Source organism: Roseivirga sp. E12 (assembly GCF_017592825.1).
Taxonomy (GTDB): Bacteria; Bacteroidota; Bacteroidia; order Cytophagales; family Cyclobacteriaceae; genus Roseivirga.
The window spans coordinates 342658-361036 of record NZ_JAGFMD010000001.1; the positions used below are offsets into that span (position 1 = coordinate 342658).

The 18379-nt window shown below is 41.4% G+C and carries 16 protein-coding genes; 13 read left to right on the forward strand and 3 right to left on the reverse strand.

Annotated elements, in window-relative coordinates; all coding sequences use genetic code 11:
* The 4 genes from ilvB to ilvA are packed head-to-tail and all read left to right on the forward strand — an operon-like array spanning position 1 to position 4636.
* On the forward strand, positions 1 to 1722 hold the full coding sequence (gene ilvB / locus J4E76_RS01520; RefSeq protein ID WP_208500736.1) for a biosynthetic-type acetolactate synthase large subunit: 1722 nt from the start codon (positions 1 to 3) through the stop codon (positions 1720 to 1722).
* Between the two features lies 1 nt (position 1723).
* Positions 1724 to 2230 carry an acetolactate synthase small subunit gene (gene ilvN, locus J4E76_RS01525; RefSeq protein WP_208500738.1) on the forward strand — a complete coding sequence of 169 codons (507 nt, stop codon included), beginning with the start codon at positions 1724 to 1726 and terminating at the stop codon, positions 2228 to 2230.
* 17 nt (positions 2231 to 2247) lie between these two features.
* Positions 2248 to 3321: a ketol-acid reductoisomerase gene (gene ilvC / locus J4E76_RS01530; protein WP_208500739.1), complete on the forward strand. Its 1074-nt coding sequence runs from the start codon at positions 2248 to 2250 to the stop codon at positions 3319 to 3321.
* Positions 3322 to 3376: 55 nt separating this feature from the next.
* A complete protein-coding gene (gene ilvA, locus J4E76_RS01535; RefSeq protein ID WP_208500740.1) occupies positions 3377 to 4636 on the forward strand; it encodes a threonine ammonia-lyase in 1260 nt (419 codons plus the stop codon).
* Between the two features lie 45 nt (positions 4637 to 4681).
* Here the strand turns inward: ilvA and J4E76_RS01540 are convergent, their stop codons facing one another.
* Both J4E76_RS01540 and J4E76_RS01545 read right to left on the reverse strand, forming a co-directional pair.
* On the reverse strand, positions 4682 to 5266 hold the full coding sequence (locus J4E76_RS01540; RefSeq protein WP_208500741.1) for a hypothetical protein: 585 nt from the start codon (positions 5264 to 5266) through the stop codon (positions 4682 to 4684).
* Positions 5267 to 5268: 2 nt separating this feature from the next.
* Entirely contained in the window at positions 5269 to 6666 is a 1398-nt protein-coding gene (locus J4E76_RS01545) for a Gfo/Idh/MocA family protein (protein ID WP_208500742.1), read from the reverse strand.
* Positions 6667 to 6903: 237 nt separating this feature from the next.
* Here J4E76_RS01545 and J4E76_RS01550 point away from each other — a divergent pair, with 237 nt between their 5' ends.
* Entirely contained in the window at positions 6904 to 7584 is a 681-nt protein-coding gene (locus J4E76_RS01550; protein ID WP_208500743.1) for a GPP34 family phosphoprotein, read from the forward strand.
* Positions 7585 to 7588: 4 nt separating this feature from the next.
* On the opposite strand, the gene J4E76_RS01555 is transcribed toward J4E76_RS01550, so the two are convergent.
* Positions 7589 to 9133: a hypothetical protein gene (locus J4E76_RS01555; protein ID WP_208500744.1), complete on the reverse strand. Its 1545-nt coding sequence runs from the start codon at positions 9131 to 9133 to the stop codon at positions 7589 to 7591.
* Positions 9134 to 9306: 173 nt separating this feature from the next.
* On the opposite strand from J4E76_RS01555, the gene J4E76_RS01560 reads away from it, so the two are divergent.
* The 8 genes from J4E76_RS01560 (at position 9307) to J4E76_RS01595 (ending at position 18368) form a co-directional block, all read left to right on the forward strand.
* Positions 9307 to 10470 carry a 2-isopropylmalate synthase gene (locus tag J4E76_RS01560; RefSeq protein ID WP_208500746.1) on the forward strand — a complete coding sequence of 388 codons (1164 nt, stop codon included), beginning with the start codon at positions 9307 to 9309 and terminating at the stop codon, positions 10468 to 10470.
* A gap of 2 nt (positions 10471 to 10472) precedes the next feature.
* Complete coding sequence (leuC, locus tag J4E76_RS01565; RefSeq protein WP_208500747.1) at positions 10473 to 11867, forward strand: 3-isopropylmalate dehydratase large subunit; 1395 nt, start codon at positions 10473 to 10475, stop codon at positions 11865 to 11867.
* A 1-nt stretch (position 11868) separates the two neighbouring features.
* Entirely contained in the window at positions 11869 to 12456 is a 588-nt protein-coding gene (leuD, locus tag J4E76_RS01570) for a 3-isopropylmalate dehydratase small subunit (protein WP_208500749.1), read from the forward strand.
* Positions 12456 to 13568, forward strand: coding sequence for a 3-isopropylmalate dehydrogenase (gene leuB / locus J4E76_RS01575; RefSeq protein ID WP_208500751.1), 1113 nt, complete (start codon positions 12456 to 12458; stop codon positions 13566 to 13568). Before leuD ends, leuB begins: the two co-directional genes overlap by 1 nt.
* 90 nt (positions 13569 to 13658) lie before the next feature.
* Positions 13659 to 14135, forward strand: coding sequence for a histidine triad nucleotide-binding protein (locus tag J4E76_RS01580; RefSeq protein WP_208500752.1), 477 nt, complete (start codon positions 13659 to 13661; stop codon positions 14133 to 14135).
* Positions 14136 to 14195: 60 nt separating this feature from the next.
* Complete coding sequence (locus tag J4E76_RS01585) at positions 14196 to 14933, forward strand: YebC/PmpR family DNA-binding transcriptional regulator (RefSeq protein ID WP_208500754.1); 738 nt, start codon at positions 14196 to 14198, stop codon at positions 14931 to 14933.
* Between the two features lie 83 nt (positions 14934 to 15016).
* The gene (locus tag J4E76_RS01590) at positions 15017 to 17782 is read left to right on the forward strand and encodes a prolyl oligopeptidase family serine peptidase (RefSeq protein ID WP_208500756.1); all 2766 of its coding nucleotides are present in this window, start codon (positions 15017 to 15019) and stop codon (positions 17780 to 17782) included.
* Positions 17783 to 17957: 175 nt separating this feature from the next.
* Positions 17958 to 18368 carry a hypothetical protein gene (locus J4E76_RS01595; protein WP_208500757.1) on the forward strand — a complete coding sequence of 137 codons (411 nt, stop codon included), beginning with the start codon at positions 17958 to 17960 and terminating at the stop codon, positions 18366 to 18368.
* The last annotated feature ends 11 nt before the right edge of the window (positions 18369 to 18379 follow it).

Genomic DNA, 18379 nt, shown 5'->3' on the forward strand with positions numbered 1-18379 from the left:
ATGGAAGCAATTTTGAAACCAACGACTGATACGAAACTTCATATATCCGGTGCACAAGCGCTGATAAGGTCACTATTGGCTGAAGATATAAAAATGATTTTCGGCTACCCTGGTGGAGCCATTATGCCTGTTTATGATGCTCTCTATGATTTTCAAGAGGAACTTGAGCATGTACTGACAAGGCATGAGCAAGGTGCGATTCATGCAGCACAAGGTTATGCAAGAGCAACGGGTGAGGTAGGTGTAGTATTGGCTACCTCAGGTCCTGGTGCTACGAATTTGATTACGGGAATTGCCGATGCCATGATTGACTCGACACCTTTGGTATGTATCACAGGGCAAGTAGGCTCGAGTTTGTTGGGCTCTGATGCTTTCCAAGAAACAGATATTGTAAGTATTTCAATGCCCGTGACCAAGTGGAACTGTCAAGTGACTAAGGCCGAGGATATTCCAACAGCACTGGCAAGGGCATTCTATATTGCCAAATCCGGCCGTCCAGGTCCTGTATTGGTGGATATTACAAAAGATGCACAGTTTCAACCTTTCGATTTTGAGTATAGAAAGTGCCTTGAAATTAGAAGTTATAAACCGGCTCCCGCATTGGATCCTGTCCAAGTCAAGAAAGCTGCTGAATTTATCAATGAGGCTCAAAAGCCAATGATCCTATTCGGTCAGGGCGTGATTCTCGGAAAGGCTGAAGAGGAGTTTAAACTGTTTGTTGAGAAGACGGGAATACCTTCTGCCTGGACACTTTTAGGACTTTCAGCATTGCCCACCGATCATCCATTAAATGTAGGTATGTTGGGAATGCATGGTAATTATGGCCCGAATAAGCTGACGAATGAATGCGATGTACTTATTGCTATTGGTATGCGCTTTGACGATCGCGTGACGGGTAATCTAGAACATTATGCGAAGCAAGCCAAAGTCATTCACTTGGATATCGACCCTGCAGAGGTCAACAAGAATGTCAAAGTTGATATTCCTGTTTTGGGCAACTGTAAGGAGACATTAAGCGAATTGCTAAGACAGGTGAGGCTCAATAGTCATCGGGCTTGGTTGGAGGAGTTTAGAGCCTATGATAAAATAGAATATGATAAAGTCATTGCCAACGAGCTCAAGCCAGAGAATGGTGCCCTGAAAATGGGAGAGGTGGTCAGCAAGATCAATGGACTCACAAAAGGCGAAGCTATTCTCGTAACGGATGTAGGGCAACACCAGATGATGGCCTGTCGATATACCAAATTCAATCAGAGCAGGAGCAATATTACATCAGGTGGCCTTGGTACTATGGGTTTTTGCTTACCAGCGGCATTGGGAGCTAAACTAGGAGCGCCAGACCGTGAAGTTATTGCAGTTGTTGGCGATGGTGGCTTCCAAATGACCATTCAAGAGTTGGGCACGATCTTCCAGACTGAAGCAGCAGTAAAAATCGTGATCCTCAATAATAACTTTTTGGGAATGGTTCGCCAGTGGCAACAACTCTTCTTCGATAAGAGGTATTCAAGCACAGAGCTGGTCAATCCGGATTTTATCAAAATCGCGGAAGGATATGGCATTAAAGGAAAGTCTGTAAGCGATCGTGATGATCTAAGCAAGTCAATCGAAGAGATGATCGCATATGATGGAAGCTTCCTACTTGAAGTAAAAGTCGGTAGAGAAGATAATGTATTTCCAATGGTGCCATCTGGTGCTTCAGTTTCTGATATAAGGTTGTCATAAGATGGTCAAGTCATTTACCATATCGATTTTCACCGAGAACAGTATTGGTTTACTGCATAGAATCACTTCGATTTTCACGAAGAGGCATTTGAGTATTCAAAGCTTAAATACCTCAGAATCAGAGACAGAAAATGTCTTTCGTTTCACAATCGTGGTCAATGCAGAGGAAGAGCTAGTCCAGAAGATTGTCAAGCAGATAGAGAAGCAAATTGAGGTTTTGCAAGCGGTTTATCATCTGGATGGCGAGACTGTTTTTCAAGAGATTGCTTTGTATAAAGTGTCGACAGAAAAGGCTTCCGAAAACAACTTGGTGGAGCGGCTTATACGCGATAACCATGCAAGGATATTATCAATGGAACAGGAATTTATGATCATTGAAAAGACTGGTCATAAAGAAGAAACACAAGAATTACTCGAGTTTTTAAAGCCTTATGGCCTTATCGAGTTTGTCAGGTCAGGCAGGGTGTCTGTCATTCGGCCTAAAAATGAATTACAAAAAGAACTATAAACTTTAATCTGAATAAAATGGCTTTAATCAATTTTGGTGGAGTAGAAGAAAATGTTATCACAAGAGATGAGTTTCCACTTTCAAGAGCACAAGACGTATTGGCAAATGAAACAGTTGCCATCATTGGCTATGGGGTACAAGGTCCTGGTCAGTCACTTAACCTTCAAGACAATGGTATTAAGGTCCTGGTCGGTCAACGACAAGAATCAAAAACATGGGACAAGGCGATTGCTGATGGCTGGGAGCCTGGAGTGACATTGTTTCCAATTGAAGAGGCTTTAGAGCGCGCTTCAATCATTTGCTACCTTTTATCCGATGCTGCACAAATTCAGCTCTGGCCGACAGTAAAGAAACACCTGACTGCAGGTAAAATGCTTTACTTCTCTCATGGCTTCGGTGTCGCCTATTCAGAAAAGACAGGGATTGTGCCTCCAGCGGATGTAGATGTTGCTTTAGTAGCTCCAAAGGGCTCTGGAACTAGCTTGAGACGCCTTTTCCTTGAAGGCAAAGGGCTTAATTCCTCTTTTGCTATCCATCAAGATGCTACTGGAAAGGCGAAGGATAGAATTGTTGCCTTAGGCATAGGAGTTGGTTCGGGATATCTATTCGAAACTACATTTATTAAAGAGGTGACTTCCGACCTTACAGGAGAAAGAGGAACCTTGATGGGAGCTATTCAAGGCCTCTTTATGGCACAATATGAGGTATTAAGAGCGAATGGCCACTCACCATCAGAGGCATTTAATGAAACGGTAGAAGAAGCTACTCAGTCACTGTACCCATTAGTTGCAGAAAATGGAATGGATTGGATGTACGCTAATTGCTCTACAACTGCTCAAAGAGGTGCATTGGATTGGAAGGATAAGTTTCATGCTGCTACAAAACCCGTGTTTGAGGAATTGTATGCTTCTGTTGTTGCAGGTACTGAAGCACAGCGATCGATTGATTCTAACTCTCAAGCTGATTACAGAGAGAAATTGCAAGAAGAACTTGATGAGCTTCATAATTCTGAAATGTGGAGAGCAGGAAAGGCCGTAAGGGCTTTAAGGCCAGAAAACGCCCCTGCAGTTCAGCAAGAAGAACTCGTTTAAAAAAAATCATTCTACCTCCGTCTATTCTTGATGGAGGTAGAGTGTGCTCTTTCAAATGCAGGCAACTACTTATATACCTTCTTTAGTCGATGTAGAAGAAGCATCAAACAGAATAAAGCACGTTGCTGTTCACACTCCACTGCTAGACAATCTTACTTTCTCTGAAAAGTATGGGGCAAACATCCTTTTCAAAAGAGAAGACCTGCAAGTCGTTAGGTCTTATAAAATAAGAGGAGCACATAATAAGATTAGTCAGCTTAGCGAAGCACAAAAGGCAAGGGGTGTGATTTGCGCAAGTGCTGGGAATCATGCCCAAGGTGTTGCTTATTCCTGCAACAAGCTGAAGATTCAAGCGACTATTTTTATGCCAGCTCCAACGCCCAAGCAAAAGGTAGAACAGGTGAGGCTTTTTGGTAAGGGATATGTGAAAGTAGTACTGAGTGGTGACACTTTTGACGATGCCTATCATCAAGCAATAGAATATTCGAGTAATCATCAAAGTAATTTTATCCATCCATTTGACAGTAAGGAAGTTATTGAAGGGCAAGGAACGGTGGGGTTGGAGATTCTAAAGGACACGAAGCGACCGATTCATTATCTCTTTTTACCCATTGGAGGAGGTGGGCTATCGGCTGGTGTCTCGGCCGTCTTTAGACAACTAAGTCCACTGACAAAGATCATTGGAGTGGAGCCCGAAGGAGCTCCTGCGATGAAGCAATCCATTGCTGCAGGTAAGAACCTGACGCTGAATAAAATCGATAAGTTCGTTGATGGCGCGGCAGTTCACCGAGTAGGAGAAAAGACATTTGAAATATGCCGACAGTTGCTGGATGAAGTTGTCACAGTTCCTGAAGGTTTAATTTGCTCAACTATGCTCGATCTCTATAACAGAGATGCCATTGTAGTCGAACCGGCAGGTGCCTTAAGCTTGGCCGCCTTGGAGCAGTTTAGAGAGCAGATTGTTGGTAAAAATGTTGTTTGCGTTCTATCAGGAAGCAATAACGATATTTCCAGGACAGAGGAAATTCGAGAAAGAGCATTGCTCTATAACGGGCTGAAGCACTTCTTTATCATACGTTTTCCTCAACGTGCAGGAGCACTAAAGGAATTTCTTACTGATGTATTGGGCCCTAATGACGATATCGTCCACTTCGAGTATACCAAAAAGACTTCTAGAGAAAAAGGTCCGGCATTGGTGGGTATAGAGCATCAATCCAAAGATGATTTTCAACCTTTGATGGATAGACTAAACGCAAAGAACTTTAGTGCTCAGTATCTCAATGAGCATTCAGACCTTTTTAGCTATATCATTTGACAGTTTTGTTTGAAGGTGACCACAGTTGATTTTAAGAGTATTAGTCTATCGAGAATAGTGTTTCTTTTTGTATTCGGCAAGTACTCTTTTTTCGTCAGCTCTGGTCAATCCAAAGTTTGGCCTTTCTCCAGCAAAAGGAGGGCTTCGATCATCGATTTGCAAAATAAATTCAACTAGATATCGTCCAATACTCATTGGAATTGCTTCGCAGCCGACTTGGAGGTAGACAGAATGGTCATTGTCGTTGATTGCTTTAATTAATAGGTCCGCTTTGGTTTCGAATCCCTTTCTTCTAATCAACCCCTCATATGCAATAGTCTTTACTGTCCCATTAGGATATTCGGTAAGTTTCAGAAGTTCCTTTTCACTAGCATTATTCATGATCCAGAATTGCTGATGAATTTGGACTGTTTTGGTCTCTTCAGATGAAAAAGCTCTTTCGGTAACCCAATTATACTCTACAGCTTTTATACTGTCTTTGATTTCCTTTCGAATACCGTCCCAGTTGTAAAACCAATTTTCATCATAGGCTGAAGAAAGGACAAGTGTGATACCTATTCCCACAACAGTTATTATCGGGAAAATGATTGAAAGGTGATTACGTTTTGCTATTCGGCTTTTTCGCTTCACATTTAACTAATAATATCTAATGGTGCTGTTTCACTCCAGCCACCTCGGGTAAAGTCAGGAAACTCCTGAGGCATTCCGTCTTGGGCTACAGAGGCTTCACTTAAAGGTGATACTGCACTCCAGAAGCATCCTTCATAAACGTTTTGGTCCATTGGCCAACCATTTCGAAGGCATTCTACAATACGATAGCGCATTATACCATCCATACCACCATGTCCACTACCTTTAGCAGACTCAGATAGTCTTTTGTACAATGGGTGGTCATATTTATCATATAACGCCTGTAAGTCTTTCCCCTGGGCCCATTGGTGATGACTGTCCGTGACTCCCTCAACACCGCCTTCTAAGGCTACACGGGTAGGGAAACCTGCTAATGTTCCTTTAGTGCCTTGTACGAGGTTTAATCTGGAATAAGGTCTTGGGCTGGTCTCGTCCCACTGTACCATGATGGTACGACCAAGGTTTGTTTTGATGATGGAAGTATTGAGATCCCCACCTTGATAGTCAAGCTGATTCCATTTATGATCAGCAGCGTAGTTCTTCTTTGCATAGTCTTGTCTGCCCAAGGCAGGTGTAGAGAAGGATACGAGCTTTTTGAAAGTATCGTCCGTTCGGGCAATGTTCATGTATTGGGCCACTGGACCTAGTCCATGTGTAGGATAGAGGTTTCCATTTCTTTTTGCATAGTGATGCGTTCTCCATGAGCCGGTGCCTCGTTCTTGCTCCTCCATTTGAAATCTAAGCTCGTGGATGTAGGATGCCTCTGCATGGAGCAGATCACCTACAAGCCCTTGACGACACATATTCAGATACATCAACTCATCTCTTCCGTAGTTGACGTTTTCCATCATCATACAATGCTTCTTTGTCGTTTCAGAAGTATCTACAATTGCCCACATTTCCTCAATCGTCAGTGCGATAGGAACCTCTACAAAGGCATGAGCTCCCTTTTTCATAGCTTCGATGGCCATTGGGGCATGATTACTCCAATTTGTACTGATAAATACAGCATCAGGTTTCACTTCATCGAGCATCACCTTCCAATGGTTTTCATCTTGGGTATAGAGTGCGATATTTTGATGTCTTTGGCCAGTGCCAATCTCTTCACAAGCAGTTTTTGATCGGTTTGCCCAGTCCTCATAGAGGTCACTGATGGCTACGATCTCCGTACCCTCAAGCATGGCCAGATTTCTAGCATGTCCGCTTCCTCGCGCTCCAACACCTATCAATGCTATTCGAACAGTTTCTAGTTTCGGAGCACCAAACCCACCCATATATTGGGCATTCGAGGCCCTTTCGGGTGCATCTTGAGCACAGCTGTCAAAGGCGGTAGCCGTAGCGATAGCTGCTGCGGTTAGTGATGTCTTCTTGAGGAATTTACGTCTGTCGAGATTTTTCATAGATCTATTGAGGAATTCTTAATGGCCCTAATTTGCAAAATAATCGGACAAAGTCAGAGGGCTATTTTCTTAACAATGAGAAAATAGGTATTTGAATGAAGACTTGAATTAGAACCAATGATTAGTTCAGTAAGTAATTAGTCATTGTCTAGGCTTTGCATTGAACCAGAACGAAAAAAGTGCGACTTTTATAAACGGTTGGCATCCAAATTTATTTGTACCAACAAAGCCAGAAGAATGAGCCTCGATTTACTTGAAGAATATCTGTTAATAGCCTTAGATGATAGTAAAGGTCAGTTTGTAATTGATTCTACTCATCTCCATTATGGATTTGCCGGTGCCATTTTGTTAGAGTTGGCACTTCGCGAGAAAGTGAGTATTTCTGGTGAGTATGTCAAAGTAAATGATAGCTCAGCCGTCACTGAAATTGCCTTGAATAAAGCGCTTGAATATATAGAGGAGAAGGCAAAGTCTAAAAAGGTCAAGGATGTTATCAATGGATTAGCAAAGCAGGCTAATGAGCTGAAGCAGGATGTTTTACAACGATTGATCAATAAGGGGATTCTTAAGAAAGAAGAGCATAAAATTCTTTGGATCATCCCGAACAACAAGTATCCGGCCAGTGACATGACTCCTGAAAACAAAGTGAGAGAGCGTATAAAGGCAGTAATGCTTTATGGTGCTAAGTCCGAACCTCGTGATATTATGTTGCTGAGTTTGATTGACGTGTCTGACCTTACAAGAGAGGCTTTCAGAGACAAGGAAGACTACAAGAAAGTCAAAAAGAAGATTAAAGAAGTGACGCAGGACGTAAAGATCAGCGGAGCTATTAATAAAAGTATTCGTGAAATACAGGCAGCCATTATGATCACCATCATGGCATCTGTGGTCGTAACTACTACGATTACATCAAACTAATTACTTATTTCAGGGTTTTGAATTTTTCTCTAACAACCTCTTTTACAGGCCTGTTTTCAATTCTGCTTTTGAGGTAGGAGAGTATATCAAGGTATAAGAAAGGTCTGCGCTCATATAGATTGTTATTGAGCAACTCCAGCCCGTCATAAAGCCTAATGAATTCTCCCTTCAGCTCATCTGGCCTAATCTTTCCCGTTTTTCTTAAGAATTGAATGATCTCTTTTTGCACTGCTTGCTGATCATTCATTTTTCCAATAAACTGAAAAGTGGACTTGATTTGATACTCCAACTGAAAGTCTTGACCATCTTCAAAATGTGCGATCAGGTTAAGAATTCTAGCGAAGCAATGAATGTCTTCTCTAAGCTTTACGTCCTTGAAATAGATGATTTGATTAAGGTAGAAAATGGCCTTGCGATAGTTGTCATTTCCAAAGTAAAGTGAGGCAAATTTATAGTAGAACATCAGCACTCTTTCGGGGTCAATTTTACCCTCGTAACGTTTCAGCTTATCAAGAATCTCAGGGATCAGTTCAATGCCTCTTTCGAACTGACCTTCCATGAAGTGTTTATTGATTTTTGAGATATATAAAAACTTGAATATCAGTATCTCAGAGTTCAAATCTTTAACTATCTGTTCATTTTGACTTAAGGCTTCAACCTCGTCTAGAACTTGGCAGAATTGAGAGTAATACTGTAATTGAAATAGAGCAGCTAATAGATTGCGATAACCCTTGATAAAAAGCACTGGCTGCTTCTGCGCCATAGCGCTATCTGCCTTGAATAATTCTACCCAGGCTTTGGCATGCTTGTAAGCATTAGGGAAGTTCTGTACAATCTTGTTAAACCAGACATGTGCTTGATGATAGTACAGCTTTTCATAGAAGCTTAGGGCTTCAAGATCGATCTTTGGAAGGCTATGCTCAAAATAGGACCGAACATGCTCAAATTCACTTTCAGTTCTCGCGTAGCCATTTTTTAGAAAGAGGCTATATAAATTAAGTGACAAGTTGGATAGGTCGTGAGCACTGGTAATCTTGTTTGTCGTTTCATTCACTTCCAATGTCAATTCTTCGGCCCGATTCTCAATACTTCGAGTGATATATTCCGATTCAATAAGCTTTTCGAACTCTAAAACCTCCAAGGCAATCGTAAAGTGCTTTGTTTCCTGGGCCAAAGTCTTTGTCTTGCCCAGCATTTTTAGGGCCTGTTTATAAAAGCCCTTGTTATAGAGCACCTTTGCGTGATCCATGTTTTCTCTGAGTTGAATATCTATGTTTTGGCCGATATGGTAATGGCGTAAACTGGCCAAAATCTGTTTGTAGAGATGTGCTTTTTGATTCGAAAACTGGGCCTTTTTTATACTTGGTACTTTGGCCAAAATCTTTTTGTCATCATAATTTTTACTCCCTTCCATAGCATCAAAGAGTTTGATAAACTTGACACCCTCCGTATTGCCACTTCGATTTACGAACAATCGAAAGTGTCTTTTCTCTGACTGATTGAGAGATTTTATAAGATCGAAAAGTGGATCGCTTTTATGACTTGCCATTGTAAATAGAAACTATTTAAGTGTCTGATTTTTAAATAATTACAATTTAAAACCTAGCATTTTGAAATAGTAGATAAATGGACTTCTACTATGGCATCGAAATGTCACGGGTTTAAATTCAATTATTCTGTAAAAAGCGATTATAGAAAGACTGAAGACTGATCAAATAAACGATGTCAAATCAAAAAATACAAATCTTCGACACCACTCTTCGAGATGGTGAACAAGTACCGGGTTGTAAATTGAATACGTCAGAGAAAGTGGAGGTGGCTAAGCGCCTCGAAGCTTTAGGTGTTGATGTAATTGAAGCTGGGTTCCCAATATCGAGTCCGGGTGATTTCGAATCTGTAGATGCCATTGCCAGAGTTGTTAAGAATGCAACTGTTTGCGGTCTGAGCCGAGCTGTGGAAAAAGATATTATCACGGCTGCCGAATCATTGAAAAATGCAGTTAGACCGAGAATCCATACAGGAATCGGTACTTCGGAATCTCATATAAAGTTCAAGCTCAATTCTACTCCAGAAAAAATTGTTGAAAGAGCCATTGCCGCTGTTTCGCTGGCGAAGAGCTATGTTGAGGATGTAGAATTCTATGCTGAAGATGCAGGAAGAACCGATAATGCGTTCTTAGCGCACATTTGTGAGCAGGCAATAAAAGCGGGAGCTACTGTACTGAATATTCCTGATACAACAGGGTACTGTTTACCCGATGAGTATGGAGCGAAGATTAGGTTCTTGAAAGAAAATGTAAAGGGAGTTCATAATGTGACACTTTCGACACATTGTCATAATGACTTGGGAATGGCTACCGCTAACTCAATTGCTGGTGTTATGAATGGCGCCACGCAAGTAGAGTGTACTATCAATGGAATAGGGGAAAGAGCTGGAAATACGGCTCTAGAAGAAGTGGTGATGGTTTTAAAGCAGCATCCTTACCTCAATATGACTACAGGAGTTGATACAAAACAACTCAATGAGCTTTCGAGATATGTATCGGACACCATGCGTGTACCAGTACAACCTAACAAAGCAATTGTTGGTGCAAATGCTTTCGCCCATTCCTCAGGAATTCATCAAGATGGGGTAATCAAGAAGAGAGAAACTTACGAGATTATAGATCCAAAAGAGGTAGGCGTAGATCATTCATCCATTGTTTTGACCGCTAGAAGCGGGAGAGCGGCTTTGGCCTATAGAATGAAGAATATCGGTTATGAGCTTACCCGTGACGAACTAGACATTGTCTATAAGAGCTTCTTGGAAGTAGCAGACGCAAAAAAGGAAGTTTCGGATGATGACCTGCATGAGATTGCTTCACTAAGACATAAAGTAGCAGTATAGCAATGGGAAAGACATTATTTGACAAGGTATGGGATGCCCATGTGGTCAAAAGCCTCGAAGGAGATATTGATGTACTATACATCGATCGGCACTTGATTCATGAGGTCACCAGCCCGCAAGCTTTTTCAGAATTAGAGAAAAGAGGTCTGTCACTTTTCAGAAAAGAGAAGATGGTGGCAACACCAGACCATAACATTCCTACAAAAGATCAGCATTTGCCCATTAAAGAGGCATTATCTAAGCACCAGGTAGACACTCTCTTGGCCAATTGTGCCAAGCATGATGTGGAATTATACGGGCTAGGTCATCCTTTTCAGGGGATTGTACATGTCATTGGACCTGAGTTAGGGATTACACTTCCAGGTCGAACCATGGTTTGTGGCGATAGCCATACGTCAACACATGGTGCATTTGGTGCAATAGCCTTTGGTATTGGCACCAGTCAAGTAGCACAGGTGATGGCGAGCCAATGCCTGCTGCAAAGCAGACCTAAGACAATGCGTATTACCGTGGATGGCGAATTGAAAAAAGGCGTTTTAGCAAAAGATATCATCCTTTATATCATTGCTCAGCTTACCGCAGCCGGAGGTACAGGATACTTTATCGAATATGCAGGTTCAACTATTCAATCGCTTTCAATGGAAGCGCGAATGACCATTTGCAATATGAGTATTGAAATGGGAGCCAGAGGAGGAATGATTGCTCCGGATGATACTACATTCAATTATATCAAAGGCCGTGAGTTTGCTCCTAAAGGAGAAGCTTTTGAAGAAGCCGTTTCCTACTGGAAAACTTTGCATAGTGATTCAGGTGCAAGTTTTGATAAAGAATACACATTCCATGCTAATGATATAGAGCCTATGATTACTTATGGCACCAATCCAGGTATGGGGATTAAGATAACCAAAGAGGTGCCATTGTCTATGGGTAATGGTAGTCAGGACAGTTTTAATAAATCGCTCGATTATATGGGCTTTAAGCCTGGAGAATCATTGCTCGGTAAACCGATCAATCATGTTTTCATTGGTAGTTGTACCAATTCAAGAATCGAGGATTTAAGAATTGTGGCTGATTATGTGAAGGGAAAGAAGAAGGCTGAAAATGTAACAGCCATGATCGTTCCTGGATCCAAGCAGGTCGAACAACAAGCCATTGCAGAAGGATTGCACGAGGTGCTGTCAGCAGCTGGTTTTGAATTACGAGAGCCTGGCTGCTCTGCTTGTCTGGGAATGAATGAGGACAAAGTACCTGCCGGTGAATATTGTGTTTCTACTTCAAACAGAAACTTCGAAGGTAGACAGGGCCCTGGAGCGAGAACGTTATTGGCGAGTCCATTGGTAGCTGCAGTGACAGCTATTGAGGGCAAAATTGTGGACATTACTAAACACCTGAACTAAGATGGAAAAGTTTGAAAAAGTGGTATCCAGAGCTGTTCCAATGCCTATAGAAGATATTGACACTGACCAGATTATACCAGCTCGTTTCCTGAAGGCAACTTCCAGAGATGGCTTTGGTGATAATCTATTTCGTGATTGGCGATACGAACAAAATGGAAATCCAAAGACTGACTTTGTTTTGAATGACAATACTTTCAGTGGTAGGATATTAGTTGCAGGGAGAAATTTTGGTTGTGGTTCTTCTAGAGAGCACGCGGCTTGGGCCTTGGCAGACTATGGTTTTAAAGTAGTTGTATCGAGTTTTTTCGCAGATATATTCAAAGGCAATGCGCTAAACAACGGTATTCTTCCTGTACAAGTCAGCGATGAATATTTGTTAGGGCTGCTGGATGCAATACAAGAAAACCCAGAAACGGAAATAACAATAGATCTGGTTAATCAGCAAATAAGCTATCAAGATCAGAAAGAGACCTTCAAGGTCAATGTATATAAGAAAGAATGCCTTATCAATGGGTATGATGACATAGATTACCTAATCAATATGAAATCAGAAATCGAGGCTTATGAAGCTTCTTCATTAGTGGTATAATGGGAGTTAGGAAAAAAATAGGAATGCTACCTGGGGACGGTATAGGTCCAGAAGTAGTAGCTGAGGCAAGAAAGGTCTTAGATGCTGTCGCTGAAAGATTCGGACACACCTTCGAGTATGAGTATGGTGATGTTGGTGCCGTAGCGATCGACAAAACTGGAGAACCATTGCCAGACGAGACATTAAGAATTTGTGAGCAGTCGGATGCTTTTCTTTTTGGAGCCATCGGTGACCCAAAATATGACAATGATCCTTCGGCCAAAGTGAGGCCTGAACAAGGTTTGCTTAAGCTTAGAAAGAGTCTTGGACTTTTTGCAAACATCAGACCTGTAACTGCTTATGATAGTCTAATACACATGTCACCACTAAAGACTGAAAAGATCCTTGGTGTGGATATGGTGGTGTATCGAGAGTTGACAGGAGGAATCTATTTTGGGGAGAAAGGGCGTACCAAAGATGGCGCTTATGACCATTGTACATACTCTAACTATGAGATAGATCGAATTGCCCATTTAGCCTTTCAGGCTGCAGAGCATCGTTCGAAGAAGGTTACCCTAGTGGATAAAGCCAATGTTCTAGAGACTTCTAGACTGTGGCGCGAAAGAGTAAATGAAATAGCAAAAGAGTATCCATCGATAACCCTAGACTGCATGTTTGTGGATAATGCTGCGATGCAGATGATCCAAAACCCAAAGCACTTTGATGTCATCCTAACCGAAAACATGTTTGGCGATATTATTTCTGATGAAGCCAGCGTAATAGGAGGGTCTTTAGGTTTGTTGCCTTCCGCTTCCGTAGGAGAAAAGACAGCTATGTTCGAACCAATTCATGGTTCATATCCTCAAGCTGCTGGTCAGAACATAGCGAACCCTTTGGCGACTATTTTATCTGCTGCAATGATGCTAGATCATTTAGGTTTAGTAGATGAAGCTATAGAGATTAGACAATCAGTGAATGCTTCCCTTAGAAACGGAATGGTTACTGAAGATTTGGCAAAGGAAGAAGGCTACGGTACTGACAGGGTTGGTGATTTTATAGCCAATTGTATTGCCGATGGCGAAGAATCTTGCGCACAGGCCAATATAAAATTAGGATTGAGTACTATTATCTAGTGCTTGAAATTCAGGTTTGTTGATTAAGAAGCCCCGACAAGTCGGGGCTTTCTTTTAACTTATCTATCAATCAACCGTTTGACCCTCTCTATGAAAAGGATATTAATCACGCTGCTGATGGTATTGAGCTATCAGGCATTTGCACAGTCAGAGGCATATACTCAGAGAAAGAAGGAAAAGCTAGCTGTTAAATCGCCATTCGAGAAGATCTGGGATGGTGAGCTTCCAGCAGAAGTAGTGTATAAGGATGATGAGATCATCGCGTTTGTGCCGTTGAGAAGACAGACCCCGGTTCATTATCTAATTGTACCGAAGAAGAGAATACCGACTATAACCGACCTCAAGGATGAAGATTTACACCTGATAGGAAAGATGTATAAAGTAGCGAGAGATTTGGCCAAGAAATATGGAATTGCAGAAACAGGCTATAGACTGGTCATTAATACCAATGAAGATTCTGGCCAATCTGTTTTTCACATCCACCTGCATCTTCTTGGCGGTATTAAAACTGGACCTATGGTAGATCAGACCTTTGTGGATCCCAGAACAAAAAAAGAAGACAAATAACCGCTCTGAATTTTCAGGACTTTTTAATTTTGATCATTCAATTAAGAATTAACGATTACTATGGGTAGAGCATTTGAATTTCGCAAGGGTAGAAAGATGAAACGTTGGGGTATGATGTCTCGCGTTTTCCCAAAACTTGGTAAGGCCATTACTATGGCGGCCAAAGAAGGTGGACCCGACCCGGATATGAATGCCGCTTTGCGTACTGCAATTCAAAATGCAAAAGCGCAAAACATGCCCAAAGACAACATCGATGGTGCCATTAAGCGCGCTACAAGCAAAGATGTCGAGGCTTTCGTAGAAATGAACTATGAGGGGAAAGGTCCTCATGGGGTGCTAGTTTTTGTGGAATGCGCTACAGATAACCAGAATAGAACGGTTGCCAATGTTCGTTCTTATTTCAATAAAGCCGAAGGAGCCTTGGTGCCTACTGGGTCTTTAGAGTTTATGTTCAACCGTAAGGCCGTTTTCGAATTTGAGAAAACCGAGAGCATGGATTTGGAAGAGCTAGAGTTTGAGTTGATCGATGCTGGTTTAGAAGAAATTGAAGAACACACCGAAGAAGATGAAAATGGAGAGGATGTCACTTCTATCTATGTGTATGGCGACTATACTAATTTTGGATCTCTTCAAGAGGCTCTTGAGGGGCTGTCTGTAGATGTAAAAAGCGCTAACCTGAAGCGATTCCCTACTACACCAACAGAGTTTTCAGATGAACAACTAGAAGAAATCGAGAAGATGCTCGACAAGTTAGAAGACGATGACGATGTTCAAGCTGTCTATACTAATATAGCTTAAATCCATTCTGTTTACCTTTTGAAGTATTTGTGTTGTGTGAGATTTTGATGGTAATTTAACCATCAAACAAAAACTCAACGCATATGCACCATTTTTTAAAGGTCACACAAAGTCTCAAATCTGTATTTACCACGCTATGTTGTTTACTGTTCACAGTGAACATCGCTTTGGCTCAGGGTAATGCCAAGAAAACCGTAGAAGTCAAAGACTATGCCCAGTGGGAAAACCTAGGTTTCCGAAGTACCTTCTCCAATGATGGTAATTGGTTCTTCTATGATATTAGAAGGAATAATAAGGAGAACGAAATCAGGCTTCACAATCTAAAGGATAATAGCGTGAAGGTATTGGCAGAAGGCAGTAGAGCACAGTTTACCGCTGATAGCAAATGGTTAGGTTACTTTATCAACCCTACGGCTAAAGCACGAGAGAAAAGTAAGAAACCACTAAGAAGTGATTTCAGACTAATGAGCCTCTTAAATGGTGATAGCCTCACGCTTAAAGATGTGAATTCATTTAGCTTTTCCGATAACAGCGATTATTTGGCAATGAAACGCTTTGCTACAAAAGGAAAGAAGAGCAAGGGGAGTGACTTGGTTATCCGAAACTTATCTAATGCAAAAGAATACAGTTTCGGAAATGTAGCGGAGTTCAGATGGAAAGACGATAGCAGTCTGATTGCTATGGTGATTGATGCAGACGGAAAAGCTGGAAATGGCATTCAATTATTCAATCCGGAAACGGGTGTTTTGAAGGTATTGGATAGTAAAGAGGCAGTTTACTCAGGAATTCGTTGGAGAGAAGATGCGGATGACCTAACTGTTTTCAGAAGTTTTGAAGACGAAGGATATGAAGGAGAAAGCCAACATGTGTTGGCTTGGAGAAATGTGTTTTCGAAAAAAGTGAGTTTTTCGGTGCTTGATCAAGCCAGCATTGAGGGCTTTCCAGAACATCATAAGATAATTACAAGTCGCTCTTTGGTTTGGTCTGACAATGGTAAACAGATATTTCTTGTACTGAAGCTCTGGGAGCAAAAGCCGAAGAAGGAAGAAAAGGATGGGGACAAAGACAAAGAGTCTTACCAAGACTTGACCGATGAAGCACCTGCGCTTCAGATTTGGCACAGTAAGGATGTCAAAGTAATTCCAGAACAAGAGTTGTCAGCATCAAGAAGAAGGGATAATCAGTTTCTTTCTGTTTGGCATATTGATGAGAATAAGTTTGTGCAATTGGAAGATGAGTTAGTCGAAAGTGTTAGACTTCAGACTGGGGTCAATAATATGCTTGGGTTTGATGCTACTCCTTATGAGAAAGACGCAATGTTCGGCAGGGGTAGTTCTGATATTTACATAGTGGATATATCTACCGGTACCAAGACAAAAGCTTTGTCCAAAACAAATACAGTTTCATCGGTTGATCCGAATGGAAAATTCATCGCTTACGTTAAGGGGGACGATTATTATGTCTATAACACTAAGGATATGTCTCATCAACGCCTTACAAATGGTGAAGCCAGCTTTCTAAATTATGATGACGACCACCCAACTCCAGAAAAGAGACCTTATGGAATTATTGCCTGGGAGAAGAGTGGCAACTCATTCTTTGTGCATTCCAAATATGATGTTTGGCAACTTCAGGTGAATGGCAAGAACCATAGAAGAATTACAAATGGTGAGGCAGAGCAAGTAAGGCATCGATTCAGTTATGTCGGCTTTGAAGATTATATAGATCAGAAAGAGGAGATGTACTTAAGTGTCTTTGGTAATTGGTCAAAGAAATCTGGTTATGCGAAAGTGATTCCTGGAAAAGAAGTCAGTAGACTAATTTGGGAAGATTCTAGGGTGGGTAGATTGAACAAAGCAGAAGATGCTGAGAAATATGCCTACAGTGTTGAAACCTTCAGTGATTCGCCAGACTATTTCGTTACTTCCAACTTCAATGATGCGGTTCAAGTATCAGAGACTAACCCATTCCAAAAGGACTTTGCATGGGGTAAGTCAGAATTGATCGAGTACACCAATGCCAATGGGAAGAAACTTCAAGGAGCATTATTCTATCCAGCTAATTATGAGCCGGGTAAAAAGTATCCAATGATCACCTATATCTATGAGTTGCTGTCCGATGGTATTCATGGATATAGCTCACCCTCACAGACCAATTATTACAGCCATACCGTCTTTACACAACAGGGATATTTTGTTCTAAGACCAGATATTGTATTTGATGCTGGAGACCCAGGTATTTCTTCTGTAAGAACCATGGAGGCTGCAGTAAAGGTAGTTGTAGACAAAGGTTTAGTGGATGAAAAGAAGGTTGGGCTTGTAGGGCACTCTTGGGGAGGTTATCAGGCTGGGTATGCCGTTACACAGACGGATATCTTTGCTGCAAGTGTAGCCGGTGCCGGTCTAACAAACTTAACCAGTATGGCAGGTATGATTGCATGGGCCTTTGGTGGTGCACCAGAGAACGCACATTTTGAAGTGAGTCAAGAGCGAATGATTGTGCCGATCTATGAAGACGTTGATAGCTATGTTAGAAACTCATCCGTCTTTAATGTTGAAAAGTTAAATACACCATTGCTCTTCGAGGTAGGAGACAACGATAAGAATGTTGACTGGCGCCAGGGTATAGAATATTATAATGCTGCAAGACGTGCAAGAAAACAATTCGTGTTGCTAGTATACGCAAAAGAGGGGCATGGACTTAGGTCTGAAAATAATAGCTCTGACTACCAAATGCGCATATTAAAATGGTTCGGTCATTACCTGAAAGGCGAACCAGCTCCATCATGGATAGAGCAAGGTATTCCTTATGAAGAGCAAATGAAAGGCTTAAAAGATTGGAAGAAATAGTCGACTCGAAGAGAGTTTTGGTCTAAGAAGGATCCTAAGTATAATTTGTAAATCGTTATTAAAAAGCTGGTTAACAGTGTTTTATTAGCGATTTTTTTGTTGTAGAGTCCGCACAAGATTTTTTTGGCATCATTTTGGAAATGTAGCTGGTAACATCAACCAAAAGGAGGTCAAAATGAAAAAAGGTTTACTCATAGTATCTGTATTAGCGCTATTGTCGAGTTGTGATATTACGCTAGTTGAAGTGCCTTACGATGATCGTGATAATTATCTCGGTCGATTCGAGGCAGAAGAGTACAGCGAGACTTACGATCAGCTCACTTATTATGACATGAGGATTGTAAGGGATTCGGATGATTATAGTAATGTGATCTATATAAGAAATTTTTACGCAGTGGATATTGAAGTATTTGCTGAGGTAAGAGGGGACAGAGTCACCATTCCTAGACAAATAATAGGAGGGTATATCGTGGAAGGAACAGGCAGAAACGAATTTGGAGACTTGTATTTGACATATTCGGTTGTCGATACATTCGCTGCAAACAAGCCAACGGATTTCTGTAATGCTGTTCTTATAAGAAGATGAAAATATTGTTG

Coding starts and splice junctions, on each gene's coding strand:
- J4E76_RS01590 (WP_208500756.1), top strand. CDS start 15,017: ATGCACCATTTTTTAAAGGTCACACAAAGTCTCAAATCTGTATTTACC.
- ilvA (WP_208500740.1), top strand. CDS start 3,377: ATGCAGGCAACTACTTATATACCTTCTTTAGTCGATGTAGAAGAAGCA.
- J4E76_RS01555 (WP_208500744.1), bottom strand. CDS start 9,133: ATGGCAAGTCATAAAAGCGATCCACTTTTCGATCTTATAAAATCTCTC.
- ilvC (WP_208500739.1), top strand. CDS start 2,248: ATGGCTTTAATCAATTTTGGTGGAGTAGAAGAAAATGTTATCACAAGA.
- ilvB (WP_208500736.1), top strand. CDS start 1: ATGGAAGCAATTTTGAAACCAACGACTGATACGAAACTTCATATATCC.
- J4E76_RS01595 (WP_208500757.1), top strand. CDS start 17,958: ATGAAAAAAGGTTTACTCATAGTATCTGTATTAGCGCTATTGTCGAGT.
- J4E76_RS01545 (WP_208500742.1), bottom strand. CDS start 6,666: ATGAAAAATCTCGACAGACGTAAATTCCTCAAGAAGACATCACTAACC.
- J4E76_RS01550 (WP_208500743.1), top strand. CDS start 6,904: ATGAGCCTCGATTTACTTGAAGAATATCTGTTAATAGCCTTAGATGAT.
- leuC (WP_208500747.1), top strand. CDS start 10,473: ATGGGAAAGACATTATTTGACAAGGTATGGGATGCCCATGTGGTCAAA.
- J4E76_RS01580 (WP_208500752.1), top strand. CDS start 13,659: ATGAAAAGGATATTAATCACGCTGCTGATGGTATTGAGCTATCAGGCA.
- J4E76_RS01560 (WP_208500746.1), top strand. CDS start 9,307: ATGTCAAATCAAAAAATACAAATCTTCGACACCACTCTTCGAGATGGT.
- leuD (WP_208500749.1), top strand. CDS start 11,869: ATGGAAAAGTTTGAAAAAGTGGTATCCAGAGCTGTTCCAATGCCTATA.
- leuB (WP_208500751.1), top strand. CDS start 12,456: ATGGGAGTTAGGAAAAAAATAGGAATGCTACCTGGGGACGGTATAGGT.
- ilvN (WP_208500738.1), top strand. CDS start 1,724: ATGGTCAAGTCATTTACCATATCGATTTTCACCGAGAACAGTATTGGT.
- J4E76_RS01585 (WP_208500754.1), top strand. CDS start 14,196: ATGGGTAGAGCATTTGAATTTCGCAAGGGTAGAAAGATGAAACGTTGG.